Annotated in this window: 12 protein-coding genes and 1 pseudogene; 7 read left to right on the top strand and 6 right to left on the bottom strand. The window is 37.6% G+C overall.

Features of this window, described 5'->3' with window-relative positions; translation table 11 throughout:
* Positions 1-100: 100 nt before the first annotated feature.
* Positions 101-649: a rubrerythrin family protein gene (locus tag MSBRM_RS05510; protein ID WP_048119122.1), complete on the bottom strand. Its 549-nt coding sequence runs from the start codon at positions 647-649 to the stop codon at positions 101-103.
* 204 nt (positions 650-853) lie between these two features.
* Entirely contained in the window at positions 854-1,153 is a 300-nt protein-coding gene (locus MSBRM_RS05505) for an Hsp20/alpha crystallin family protein (protein ID WP_048119124.1), read from the bottom strand.
* 557 nt (positions 1,154-1,710) lie between these two features.
* Here MSBRM_RS05505 and MSBRM_RS05500 point away from each other — a divergent pair.
* Complete coding sequence (locus MSBRM_RS05500) at positions 1,711-2,037, top strand: phasin family protein (RefSeq protein WP_048119126.1); 327 nt, start codon at positions 1,711-1,713, stop codon at positions 2,035-2,037.
* Between the two features lie 39 nt (positions 2,038-2,076).
* Here the strand turns inward: MSBRM_RS05500 and MSBRM_RS05495 are convergent, their stop codons facing one another.
* From MSBRM_RS05495 to MSBRM_RS05485, 3 genes are all read right to left on the bottom strand, one after another.
* Positions 2,077-2,343, bottom strand: a complete 267-nt coding sequence (locus tag MSBRM_RS05495; protein ID WP_048119129.1) for a hypothetical protein — start codon at positions 2,341-2,343, stop codon at positions 2,077-2,079.
* 482 nt (positions 2,344-2,825) lie between these two features.
* A complete protein-coding gene (locus MSBRM_RS05490; protein ID WP_048119132.1) occupies positions 2,826-3,845 on the bottom strand; it encodes a hypothetical protein in 1,020 nt (339 codons plus the stop codon).
* A 114-nt stretch (positions 3,846-3,959) separates the two neighbouring features.
* Positions 3,960-4,952, bottom strand: a complete 993-nt coding sequence (locus MSBRM_RS05485) for an IS701 family transposase (protein WP_048155834.1) — start codon at positions 4,950-4,952, stop codon at positions 3,960-3,962.
* A 301-nt stretch (positions 4,953-5,253) separates the two neighbouring features.
* On the opposite strand from MSBRM_RS05485, the gene MSBRM_RS05480 reads away from it, so the two are divergent.
* The 5 genes from MSBRM_RS05480 to MSBRM_RS05460 all read left to right on the top strand — a co-directional run bounded on the left by MSBRM_RS05480 (position 5,254) and on the right by MSBRM_RS05460 (position 11,301).
* Positions 5,254-6,240, top strand: a complete 987-nt coding sequence (locus MSBRM_RS05480) for a helix-turn-helix transcriptional regulator (protein WP_230629238.1) — start codon at positions 5,254-5,256, stop codon at positions 6,238-6,240.
* 406 nt (positions 6,241-6,646) lie between these two features.
* The gene (locus MSBRM_RS05475; protein WP_048119138.1) at positions 6,647-7,150 is read left to right on the top strand and encodes an amino acid-binding protein; all 504 of its coding nucleotides are present in this window, start codon (positions 6,647-6,649) and stop codon (positions 7,148-7,150) included.
* 26 nt (positions 7,151-7,176) lie between these two features.
* A complete protein-coding gene (locus MSBRM_RS05470) occupies positions 7,177-8,172 on the top strand; it encodes a homoserine dehydrogenase (RefSeq protein WP_048119141.1) in 996 nt (331 codons plus the stop codon).
* 187 nt (positions 8,173-8,359) lie between these two features.
* A complete protein-coding gene (locus MSBRM_RS05465; RefSeq protein WP_048119144.1) occupies positions 8,360-10,066 on the top strand; it encodes an ATP-dependent DNA ligase in 1,707 nt (568 codons plus the stop codon).
* Between the two features lie 932 nt (positions 10,067-10,998).
* Positions 10,999-11,301 carry a hypothetical protein gene (locus tag MSBRM_RS05460; protein WP_230629239.1) on the top strand — a complete coding sequence of 101 codons (303 nt, stop codon included), beginning with the start codon at positions 10,999-11,001 and terminating at the stop codon, positions 11,299-11,301.
* Between the two features lie 898 nt (positions 11,302-12,199).
* Here MSBRM_RS05460 and MSBRM_RS05450 read toward each other — a convergent pair.
* Positions 12,200-12,690, bottom strand: a pseudogene (locus MSBRM_RS05450) (UPF0228 family protein).
* Positions 12,691-13,119: 429 nt separating this feature from the next.
* On the opposite strand from MSBRM_RS05450, the gene MSBRM_RS05445 reads away from it, so the two are divergent.
* Entirely contained in the window at positions 13,120-13,497 is a 378-nt protein-coding gene (locus MSBRM_RS05445) for a transcriptional regulator FilR1 domain-containing protein (RefSeq protein WP_052712713.1), read from the top strand.
* Positions 13,498-13,504 lie beyond the last annotated feature (7 nt).

Genomic DNA, 13,504 nt, shown 5'->3' with positions numbered 1-13,504 from the left:
GTAAAAAAATTAGCCCAGATTTAGCTTATAGGAAATAGTCTGGACCTAAAGGATAGAAATTTGCCTGTTTGTAGATAAGGGAAGGTGTCAGAATAATTATTCATTTAAATGCAGTAAATTTGTTCATTGGAGCACCACAAATAGGACATCTGTCGGGTGCTTCTCCTTCAAAGGTATATCCGCATACTTCGCAAACCTGGACAGGACCGAGATCAATATCTTTTCCTGAGTTAACCGAGTCTAATGCCCTTTCAAAAAGTTGTTTATGCATTTTTTCACTGGCATATGACCATTCAAAGCTTCTTTGTGCTCTTTTTTCTCCCTGGGATTTTGCAACTTCAATGTATGCAGGATACATTTCTTCAATCTCGTATGTTTCGCCATCAATGGCCAGCTTAAGATTCTTTAAGGAATCGCCAGGACCAAAAGTTGCCATGCTATTTGCAACAAATCCTCCATTGAGATGTCTTAACTCACGGTAATGGTCTCCTGCATGTACATATTCTGCATGAGCAATTGCGCGAAATAAGCGGGCTACATTATAGTATTTTTCTTTTTCAGCCTGGTTTCCGAAATGTAAATATCTCATATGTGCCTGGCTTTCTCCTCCGAATGCGTTGATAAGATTCTGTTCTGTCATTTTTTCCATTTAAAAACCTCTTTTTTTATGAAACTGAACATTATATTTCTGGGCTTACGCAGTTGAAAAAAATCAATTATAAAAATATATAGTAAGTGCGAGTTTAAATTGGAGCTCATCCCAAAACCAATTTTATTCCCAAATCTATACTATTTTCACGTTAGAAATTAGAGTGATTATTCCAAAGTCAAGGTTTTGGGATAGGCTCTTGCCTTACTCGATTTTTACATCCACCGCGTTCTCAAATGGCTGCTGATAAGGTACTGTAACTTTAAGTACACCATTTGAATACTTGGCTACTGCTTTTTCCGGGACTATCGGGCAACAGACTGCGTAACTGTCCGCATACTCAACCCCTTCCTTATTGGCTCTTACGTAAAAGCCGTCCTCGGTAATCTTAAAAGAAATGTCTTTTTTATCCACTCCAGGAAGAACTACTTCAATTTCAAGGTTTTCGTATTTGTCGTCAGGATATGCGCATATACTTGGTGAGACTTTTAAAGTTTCTGCCATAGAATTACCCCCAAACGACATTATCAATTAATATATTTATATATTTTCATTTGGCTAAGTAATTTGTTAACGTTAAACACACAGAAGCAACGGCGTTTGATCGTGCCTGTTTTCGGTGTTTTGACTGGATACAAGTGTAAATAAATTAAGAAAAAACCTCGATACATAGTTTCCTGATACATAGTTTCCTTAATGATAACCCGGTCATTTTAAAAATATTAATCTGAAGAGAACTCGAGCCCAGATCACATAAAGTCAGAAGCCTGATAACTATACTCAGAAAACATTTATATAAAACACAGACAAATAATGTAAGAACAGAAAACTTTCATATGAAGTAGATCGAAACCTAAAACTATTACATAGTGCAGATCAGAATAGAAAATTGTCATAGAAAGTAGATCGCACAAGACATCTCAAACAAAGCCATACATTACCTACTTCCTAGGGGGAATTTTTAATACATCCCTGGAGATCATATCAGTTAACTATTTTCATGTAGAATTATTTCATGTGAGCTTTTTCCAGATCGATAATTTAAAAGCGAGTGTTTATACATGAGGGAATCCATCAGAAAACTTGGGCTTATAGGAGCCGGCCTCTGGGCAATAACCGAAGATAAGATAGATGATCTTGTAAAGGAACTTGTTGATAAAGGGGACATCAGTAAGGAAGAAGGCAAAAAAGCTGTCCAAGATATGCTTGAAGAACGAAAAAAACAGAAGCTTGATCTTGAGAAGAAAATCTCTGAGAAGATTCAGGAATCTATATCAAAAACCGACATTTTTACTAAAAAAGATATGCATGAACTTGAGTCCAGAATAGAAACACTGGAAGAAGAAATTCAAATACTCAAAAACAAAGAAAAGATATTTTTCAAGTGAAAACGGTTTTTAGCATATTTTCACTTCTTTTTTTCTATTTCACAACTCTTCAATTTCTATATCTTCTTCAGGGCTTGCCTCCTTAAGCAAGTCTTCGAGATCTTCCATATTGGAATCAACCTCTTGGATATCTGCTTGCGTAAGTTCCATTTCCATTTCTGTAGTTGGTACCGCATTCCCTGCCCCGACTGCGTTTGAGTTTACTCCTGTCTTCTCTATTTCAGACGTACTGTTCCCAACACAACCGGATGCTGCAAGCCAGATAATTAAAGCTGACAGTACAAGCAGGTGAACGAATTTAACCATTTTCTACCTCCTTAATTATGTGATTTTTCTTTCAATAAATTTTCCAGTCTCATCCCCTGACTAGATTTTTCCCTTTTATTAGAAATCGTAATTCTTTTGGGGGAATACTACTTAATCTCTTAACTATTTATTGTGTTACATATGGTACTAAAAGTAATATGTTTATAACTGAAAAGATCATATCTATAACTAAAGTTAGTACCTTTATAACTAAAGGTATTATATTTGGTTATTAATCATTCCAAATTTAAAATTAAACATATTCTATTCGGTATTAATTATGTTACAGTTAAAATTAACGGTGTTACATTTACAATACTAATGGCATTATATTTAAATATTAACTATATCTGCTATATTTTTCAGTACTGATTAGAGTTTTTCAGGTTGCTTTACCTAAATTTTGTTAGGTTTCTAGCCTCAGTTCCATTATCCTTTTTTCCCTAGTTTTGTTAGGTTTCTAGCCTCAGTTCCGTTATCCCTTAATCCCTAAGTTTTGTTAGGTTTCTAGCCTCAGTTCCATTATCCTCTTCGGTTTCATAATCTTTGAGCTTGCCAAAAATTTCTCTGAGTAACTTGTTAGCTTTACTGATATCATTGAGAGACTGACGGAGGTAATTATTCGCAGTTCGCATATCTACTAGGGTTACATTCTCACCACTGTATAAGGAATCTGCCATTACTTTCTTTTCCTGCGCGGATTTAATGTAAGAAATGTAACTGGCAAGTTTAATTTCAAGTTCAGATGTATCAACACCATTTTCTCTTAGACCCTCAACTCTTACTCCAAGCCTTTCAGAGAGATTTTCGGATTTTTCAAGAAATTCTCCGATTTTCTCGCTTACAGTCTGCCCTGCGCTTGAAAGGCTGACTTTCTCGGCATCATTCCATACTTCGCGTACGGACCTGACAACGACCAGAAGCTCTTTCTGGCTTGATGCGTTTGCAACGTTTGCCTTTTCAACTTCAAGCAATTTTATATTTTCATCTATAGCAAGAACTTTTTCATCAGTTCTGTTCCCGTTTGAGTATTCCATATTGCTCTCTACAATTGAAAGGTGAGATATCATATAGTTAATACTTGCATTAAGATAGAACTTTGTGGCATTTAGAGCTTCTTCGGAGTTCGGGTCAAGTTCTTTTGACCGAATACGATCCTTTATTTTGAGAAAATCTTCTTTTGCTTCATTGTACTCTTGCTTATGAAGCTGAAGTTCTTCCTCTAATTGTTTTCTTTCCTGCTTGTAATCTGAAACATTATTTTGGTTTTTTATGCTGAGATTCTTCTGTTCTTGTTTCACATCGGATTCAGAACTGTTTTTCTCATTCACATTGTCAGTTTCATTGTATGAAACGAGGGTATCTCCAATATACTGGTTCTGATTGCCGTCTCCATGATCAGAAGAGTTTCTGGCAGCGAGGGAGCCTCCTGGCAGTAAACTGAGCAAGGTTAATATAATCGTAAAACAAGCCAGATCTTGAACAATTCTTGACTTTTTCATCTGACTGCCTCCCTTTATAACTTAGTATAACGTTAGAATGATCAAGTAAATATAATAGGAGTTACGCAGTTGGCTCCTAGCATATTGTTTTTTCCAAACTTTCAAATATTTGAATTAATTTAACGTGTATTGGGGATTCCTTAAGTATTCTGTCACTGCCACTCTTCTAATTTTCATAGCACTTTCAAACCAGGATATTCCACTTTTGATTCTTTGTAATTCCAGTCTAAGAAAAGCTCTTAATGAGAACATTATATGTGCTCTTTGTGATTCTTCCTTTCTTGCCTGACATTTTTCGACACCACAGAACTGTTTTATTCCCCTATGATATTCCTCAATTTTCCATGACTTCTTTGCCAAATCTTCACGTTTTGCTTCATCCATCTCTTGCACATCTGTAACCCAGTGTTGCGTGTCTCCATTTTTTGAAACTATCCTAAACACCTTTACAAATCCATATGCTTTGAGGTGAACCACACGTCCTTTTGGAGGAATATCTACTGTTTCAAGTGGCACATTTCCCTTGTTGTCAGGATTTACCAAACGATTATTTTTCAATCTTGTAAGGAAATGCCACTCTTTCTGTCTAATGGCTTTAAGGTTTTTCACACTTGCATACCATGTATCAAATAAAACGAATTTGGGATTAAAACCACGTTCTTCGGCCTTGTCAAGCATATCACGGAAATGGTCATTCTTTGTTTTGTCGTCTACATCGATGTTATAAATTCGAAAATCGATAGGTATAACGGTTGTACCGTCAGTCCAAACTAAGGTAACCAGGCCTATTCCCTTTACAGTACGATGATGTTTTCCACTCCACATACGACGAACAAAAGCAATTTCTTCTGCGTATGGTTTATCTAATGTTGAATCATCAACAATTAGGTATCCTCCCTTAAGCTTGACATAACTTTTTACTTCCTCCCATAGTGCTTCCGTGTCTGGAGGTTGCCTTTGAAGGCAACGAGTAAAAGCATCATGAGAAGGAGCATTAGCTATGTCTGGATAACATCTAGCAGCTTCAGTACAGCTAAAAACGTTAGAAGCCGCAATGAGAAAATTAATGTAGTCAATGTCGGTACACTTAGGTGGATTTATGTCCATAACTCCGTACGTTTTTAGAGAAACACTAAGCCATAAGTATATTTATAAAGATATCAAGTTTTCGGCATTTTAACTGCGTAAGTCCTATATAATTATTCTTTTCGGAATTTATCTTATTAACAGACATATATAGGCTTTCAAGCTTGATACATTCCTTGACTCCTTTACAAAGCTTTAATAGGCCTGCATTATTTTTACTCTCTCTTTACAAAGAAAAGTAAAAGATTTATGCTAAAAACCCATTTAACATTTCGTGAATTTTAGAAAGCTATGCAGTTTCTCACTTATTTTCTTTCTCATTATGGTCTCTCAGGGAAATGCAATCGCGGCCACAATTCACGGGACAGTTTATGAGTGGGATACTTTCAAGCCTCTTAATAACTCAGTTGTAGAAATCAATTCTACCCCGGAACAGAACGTTATTGCAACGGATTCGGAGTACTCTTTCAACCTCACCCCCGGAATCTATACAATAAATGCCAGCTATCTTGAAGGAAATAAGATAGTTTATATAGCTCAGGAAAAAGTTGAGATCTCAGGCGAAGGAGAGTATATACATGATCTCCTCCTTTTCCCGCCTTCTCATGAAGAGCTTCTGGACCAGGATAACTTTGAAGCCCCTTATCTGGATTATGAAGAGACAGAGCCCGTACCTCAGGCAAACTCTAACTATGCCGTTTTAGCTCCTGCCTTCCTGGTTCTTATAGTCCTGCTGCTAGCCCTGCTACTGGCAGCCTACCTTTTAGGAAAGAAGCATCAAAAATCGGCAAGGACTTCTTTTCCTGAAGAATGCCAAGAACCATATCTACCGAAGTGCCCCATAAAGAATGAAATATATTCTGAAGAAGTCGAAATCGATTCCTCCAAGAACATTATTGAAACTTCGGAACTGAGCTCTGAGCAGTTTGCTGAAAAATCCGAAGGAACATCCAATGACAAATATATACAGCAGAACAGGCTTACAGAAGAGGCTCAGAATATCTCGAGTTCTCCTGTCTATGAGAATGAACCTAATAAATCGAATTTAGAAATTAAGGAACATTCAAAGCTCAATCTTCCTGAGGATCTCAAAGAACTTCTAGAAATGATACGAGCTAGTGGAAACCGAATCACCCAGAGAGAACTGCGAAAAAAATCCCCCTACTCGGAGTCAAAAGTCAGTCTTATGCTCTCGGACCTTGAGGAACGCGGTCTAATTGAGAAATTCAAAAAAGGAAGAGGGAATATAATCCGTATTCCGGATATGCATATCTCCAAGCAGACCAAACATGAAAGCAAGAAGGAATAAGCAGATGCTGTACCCTAAAGTTTTTTTGTAGGATCATAAACAGTAAACTATATAACTGAATTCATTGACTAAGCAGCAGAAATGGTTAACAATAGAGTGTGCGGTATATTTGAGCACCCTTTTTATCTCTTATGCCCAGAATTGCTTACCGATATAAATGTCCTGATCGCAAACCTGAGTAATAAGGCCCTACTCCGCGTGGGAACGGATTTGAAACTCGGGTTATAAAATTCAGGTTCCAGAGGCTAGATGGCTAGATTAAAGCCGGATATCCTGATATACCACCTCAACCCTGACAGTAAGCTGTTTAATAATGCGTGAATGAACATTGTATAAGGGTAAAATTATTATTTAAATTATTATTTAAATCGCACAAGGGATTATTAAAAAATGTACGAGGGACAACATGCGAGTTTCCATGGACATTGAATTAAAAGATGTACCCGGGCAGATGCTTTTAGCCCTCCAGCCCCTTTCGGAATGTAAGGCTAACCTGATAACAGTAGTACATCACCACCAGAAGAGAACCCCACGAAAAACAGTACCTGTAAAGCTTGTACTTGAAACAAGGCCTGAAAGCATTGAGACAATAAAGGCTAAACTTGAAGAAAACGGGATTCGAGTTGTAAGAGTCGGTGAACACCGTTTCAGGGAAAGTATAAATGTAGTGCTCATAGGGCACGTGGTCCATACAGGGATCCAGGATACGATTGATGAGATTGACAGGACAGGGTTTGCTGAGGTTGTGGACCTTTCCCTCTCTATGCCAGGTATCAATATGCTCTCTTCAGCCCTCATAAAAATCGATGCTGTCGGTAAAGAGGATTTGCACAAGGCACTCGCCATTCTCAAAGAAGTCTCGGCAAAAAAAGACCTGCTTATGGTTCTTCCAATTGATATCCAGGCCTGAAAAATAGTTTTAGGAGATTTGAAAACATGAAAACAGTGTGCTGTTCCATTCTCGGGTTTGGTGCAATCGGACAGGGCGTGGCTGAAGTACTCCTTATGAAAAAAGAGTATCTGGAAAGTATCGGGCTGGAAGTAAAAGTAGTTGCTGTTGTGGACTCAAAGGGCGCAACTGTTAATCCTAAAGGGGTGGATCTTGCCGACTGCCTTGTCAGGAAGAGGAGAGACAGGACGGTAGCTCTTGAAAATATCTCTGGAGTCGAGGTTATCCAATCCGTAGCTCATGATCTTGTAATCGAGACTACCCCGACGAATATACTAACTGGCGGGGCAGGTATGCAGAATATGTTTGCGGCCTTCAAGACCGGAAAAGATGTTATTACCTCCAATAAAGGGCCTCTTACCCTTAAGTACAAAGAACTCATGGAAGCCGCAAAGGCAGCAGGTTCTCATTTCAGGTTCGAAGCGACTGTCGGTGGGTCAATGCCTATTATCAACCTAGTAAACGAAGTGCTTGCAGGCAATAAGGTTAAAAGTATCAAAGGAATTCTAAATGGGACCTGTAATTATATCCTGACAAGAATGCTGGAGGAAAGGGCAAGTTACAATGACATTCTTGCCGAATCCATGCAGCTTGGTATTGCTGAAACCAACCCTACATATGATGTGGAAGGAATTGATACGGCTTGCAAACTCGTTATTCTTGCCAACGCAATTTTCGGACTTGATGCTACTTATAATGACGTTGAGGTTACGGGAATCACGAAAGTTACACCTGAAGCCCTTGAGATGGCTTATGAAAAAGGGCATGTGATCAAGCTTATAGGAGAAGTCAGCAGGGAAAGAATTCATGTAGCCCCCAGACTTGTACCTATCAACCATCCTCTTGCAGTCGGAGGGACGCTAAATGTGGCTTCGGTAGAAACCGAACTTGCGGGGGAAATTACGGTTACGGGTAAAGGTGCAGGCCCAATTGAAACTGCAAGTGCGATTCTCAGCGATCTGATCGCAATTTACGGAAATTGATAGGTTAAGAATTCAGGTTAGAATTCAGGTTAGAATTCAGGTTAAGGATTCAGGTTAGAATTCAGGTTAGAATTCAGGTTAAGAATTCAGGTTAGAATTCAGGTTAAGAATTCAGGTTAGAATTCAGGTTAAGAATTCAGGTTTTGCCCTGAATTCGGAAAAATAAAATTAAAAAGCTGCGTTGATCATGACAAGTTTCAGGGAATTTGCAGAAACCTGCCAGGCGATTGAAAAAATCTCGAGTACAATTGATACTACAAGTAGGGTTGCTGACCTTCTTAAGAAGGTTGATGTTGAAGAGCTGCCCATTGCAACTCATTTTATTATGAGTGAGGTTTTTCCTGCCTGGAGCGGAGAACAATTGGGAATTGGCACTAGCCTGCTGTATGTTTCACTTTCCAAAGCCTCCGGAATGACAGTAAAAAGTATAGAATCTCTTATTCGGACTACCGGAGATATAGGGGACACAGCCCTTCTGATCCTCAAGGAGAAAAGGAAAAATCAGGTTACTTTTTCCTCTTTCTTCGAAGAGCAGCCCGAACTCTCAATAACCGAAGTTTATAACCGTTTTAAGATTGCCTCCGAAGCCTCAGGAAAAGGCTCACAGGACATTAAGATAAAGAATCTTCAGTTTCTCTTTACTTCCTCGACTCCAAGGGAAGCAAAATATATCTCCAGACTTGCGCTTGAGGAACTTCGCATAGGCGTCGGAGAAGGCGTTGTAAGGGATGCAATTGCAAAAGCTTTTTCCGTGCCTGCGGATGTGGTTGAACACGCCTTTATGGTTACTAATGACCTGGGGATAGTCGCTGCAACTGCCAAGGAGGGCGGGGTGGAAGCCCTGGAGAGTCTCGGGATTGAGATCAAACGCCCGATCAAGATGATGCTCTCACAGATCAGCCCTGACATAGTTGCTGACATAAAGGAAATGAAGGAAGCTGCGATCGAATGGAAATTCGATGGGGCAAGAATCCAGGTTCACAAGGCCGGAGATTCGGTTATGCTTTTTTCACGAAAGCTTGAAAATGTCACAAACTCCCTTCCTGACCTTGTAGAAATAGTCCGCAAACATGTAAAGGCCGAATCCGCAATCCTTGACGGAGAAGCTGTTGCAGTGGACGAGAATGGTAAGCCCAGGGCATTTCAGGAGATCCTTAAACGTTTCCGGCGCAAGTACGATGTGGAAGAAAAAGCCCTTGGCATCCCTATTCAGCTAAACCTTTTTGACATAATGTACTTAAACGGAAAAACGCTGATAGACCTGCCTCTGATTGAGCGGCGAAAAGCGCTTGAATCCTGCGTGGAAAGCTCGGTTGAGGATTCAAAATCCATCTCCGTGGACAAACAGGTGATAACCGGAGACCTCGAACTTATAGAGAAGATCTATAAGGAAGCCTTAGATGCCGGGCACGAAGGAGTTATGGTCAAAAATCCGAATTCGTTTTATTCCCCTGGTAAACGTGGCAAAAACTGGCTTAAGAAAAAGCCTCTTATGGAAACCCTTGACCTTGTAATCGTAGGAGCCGAGTGGGGCTTTGGCAGGCGTGCCAACCTCCTGGGTTCTTATACGGTTGCCTGTTATGACCCAGAAAACCTGCGTTTTCTCCAGATCGGCAAAGTGGGTACAGGCCTGACCGACGATCAGTTAAAGGAACTCACAGAGATACTTTCCGGGCTTATGGAAGGCGGAGAGGCAGGCGGCATATTTGCAATCCGGCCGAAAATAGTCCTGGAAATCGCCTTTGAGGAAATCCAGAAAAGCCCCAATTATGATTCAGGCTTTGCATTGCGTTTCCCTCGCTTTATTCGTATCCGGGACGATAAAGATCCCGAAGAAGCCGATACGATACAGAGAATTGGAAAGGTATATAGCCAGCAGTTGAAAAGGTTGTAATAGTGGTGGCTGCCGTTTCTTTTTGCGGCAATCACATGAAATTTTAAAGATTCTTTTTAGTACAGTTTAAAGTCTTTGTCTTTTTTGGCTGGAAACAAATATCTTTTCTTTAGTATGAAATTAAGGACCAAAACTGGCCCCCAATGCTCCTTTTGATTTTCTGCTCCTTATCATATTTAAGTCTTGTATGGCAATTCACTGATTAGTTTAGCGATGGTTTGAAAAACCAAAATTAGAGCAACTTTACTACCCAGGGTATGACGAGATCAATAGTCAAAAAAGGGTAAAGTAGAGTACTTTCATTTCTTTGTGTCTATTATTCGAAGAATATCATATGCGTTTAGGTAAAAAACATTTTTTAGAAATTAATAATTTTTAAAAAAATAAAATTTATTAAAAAGAATACAGTTTATATCATTATGCCTTTGTAAACTTTTACATAATGTTATTGGCACTTTCTTAATTGTGAATAATAACCTTAGAAGATTTTCACAAAGATTCAAAATGTAAATGAGGCGAAACAGTTGGATAAACACAAAATTAGTTACAAAGTAGTAATTTTTGTATTCGTTTGTGCTTTTGCAATACAAACTGCAAGTGCCTACTCTATTCTGTGACTACAATTAATAATTATAGATCACCCCCTCATCCTGAAAACTATGTATATTTCAGTTAATAATTCAGAAGGTTGAATTTAAACTGCTGAGAAACTGCGAAGAATATCAGGTTTTTGAAAATTCTGTAGTGTTTAGTAGAAATACAAGATTGCAGAGATGGTTTAATTGGTCAGTAACGTAAGAAAAAAATTACTTATCATAGGATTTCTACTAGTAACTGTTTTATTCAGCTATATTTCTCTTTGCTTATTAATGTGTATGGGACCTGCAGCATCATTTTTTGTAATAAAAAACCATGACATGAAGAGTCATGAGGTGACAGTTGAAGTATTTGATAAAAATAACAACTCAGTAATAAATGAAACACATACTCTGGAGCGTAAAAGTGATTTGGTGAAACGTCGTCCTTTTGGTGTACGATTCCGTGGGGGAAATGTAGAATATACATTCAAGGTAACTATGGATAAACAAATTACAAATACAACTAAAGTAGAAATTCCAAATCGTAAAACTACAGTAGTTATATATCTGTACGCTGAATTAGGTAAAACTGTTCTCTATAAACCTGAATCAGGTGAAACTATCCCTATTCTCATAGAGACTAGACAATCGATGTGAGAAAATTCAATCTCTACTGTTCACTTAAAAATAGTTTTTTCACAGCTTTTCCTTTTCTTCAACCCTTTCAAAGTTTTGACTCTAATAGTCCACCCCAAGACTCTTTTACACATTGCTTCTAAGGCAGTCTTTAACTGACATTTTATGGAAGAAATAGAAAGGTAGATTCTTACAAACCTACTAAAACGCTTAACTTTATCCCTTTTACTTTCTTGTGTTCATTGTAACCGATAATAATGACGAGGAACCTCTCATACATACAACTTGTCACAAAACAGATTACACAGTTATTACTCCTATACGCATTGGAGAATCAGAATTATTTGTTTTATTTATATGTATCACTACAGAACTCCAGGCATGTGGCAGTGTTCTGCAGGTGTCCGTAGTTTCGCCATTTAAAATAACTTTAAACTCATATTCCCCCTCTGCAAAATATGTATATTTTCCTTTAGACCATGGCATTGACCATCTCAGCAATAGCCATATAATGATTTCGGCTGTGCGATGCGCTCGTCAGGAGCTAGTTCATAAGTTCCTTTGAATATAGATTCATCATACGAATCAAATACTTCAACTGTTACCTCATGATTCTGGAGATCATTATTATATATAAAATAAAGGCTCAGGAGAGCCAACTAACAAATATGGGAAAACGACGAAATAATTCAGCAAAATCAGTATTAGAATTCCTAAAAAGATGAATATTTTTTGGCGATTTTTAATATTTAGACCCCCACAAAAATCAAATAATTTTTATAGTCAAAAATATTAAAAGGAAGTCTTTATTCCTCATGTTTAGTTCTGTTTATAATCTGTACTACACCTCGCAGAAAGAGGTCATCCGTAGTCCAGTGCTTTAGTTTTCATTCTAGAAGTCAAATCATTACTTATCTTTTTAATATGCAGCACCGTCAAAATTTACAATAAAGACTTTTTCATTTGCTTCAAGCTCATTTCTTATCCTGATTGCGTCACTCTCTGGGATCCAATTTTTTGGTTCATTTCCAAAAGAAACATAACACATAGTTGTCATTTTCACCTGAAGATTATTTTTTTCATCACATTAAGAAAATTTTCGTCTTCAAAACCTATTGAGGATACAACTATGTAATAATCCCCTTTTTTGATATCAGGAGGAAAATCAGGTTCAGGAATTTTTTCTCCTTTCTTAAATTCATCTACTACAGCCGTTTTTTTGTCTTTTTCTACTTTTGCATAGTTCCTTCCTGAGCTAATGTCAGTATTGTAATCTATACTGTAGTTTACAGGTATATTGGAATTTTCAAGAATAGTTTTAACTTCCTGCTCAGTAGTCCCATTTTCAAATTCAATAAATAAACCAGCTATCTGTTGTTCTTCAACAGGTGTTTCATTATCAATTGACATATTCGACTTGACGTGTGCAGGTGTAAACAGTACTGAGGGTACTACGATAATCAGAAAAACAATAATAACGACAATAAACAATATTTTATAAATAGATTTTTTCATCATGAAAAATTTCCCACCTATACCTCCGGGCATATATAGTTCAAATGGATCCTGTAGAGTAAATTTGAACTCCGTTAATTACTAGTAAAATAAGTTATATAAATTGTAAAGGTTTTAACCAGATTATTAAACTATCAAACTAGATGCTTAATTTATGATTTCATTTTAGCATAGTATTACTTAATATTAATAGTCCTTTGAGATATTAGATAAAACTATTAGATAAAACTCGCAGGAGTTGCGGATTCTTTTGCAACAGTTGGGACAGTTAATAAATTCAAATATTTCTGGTCTACGCATTACATAGAGGGAATTCCCATTCCATTGCTAAAAGAAATTGGATGTCCTTACAATTTTAAAGTTCTCTATGATAAAAGGACAAAAATTCATAATGTCTACAGCAACCAGTTAAAAATAATTAAAAATGCTGATTATATATACGGCATATCATCCGTAATAACTGAAGACTATGCTGATTCTATCTCGGAGAGAGTTAAAGAAGGAACCCCCGTTGAGCTTATAGTTCCTCTTCATGTTGCAGAAGAATTAAAACAGTCGCCTTATGCAGAAAAACTGAAGATACTGAAAAATTATAAAAATTTTCAGTTAAAATCTAAGAATGAAGACCTTAAAATGGGGCTAATTGTTACGGATAAATGCCTGGCCTTAAATACAAGAAAAGCGGCACTGAATATGACATAACTACAGG

Origin of the sequence: Methanosarcina barkeri MS (genome assembly GCF_000970025.1) — an archaeon.
GTDB classification, from domain to species: Archaea; Halobacteriota; Methanosarcinia; order Methanosarcinales; family Methanosarcinaceae; genus Methanosarcina; species Methanosarcina barkeri.
Note: the sequence above shows the minus strand (reverse complement) of the source record. Positions and strands in the feature narration are given on the sequence as shown.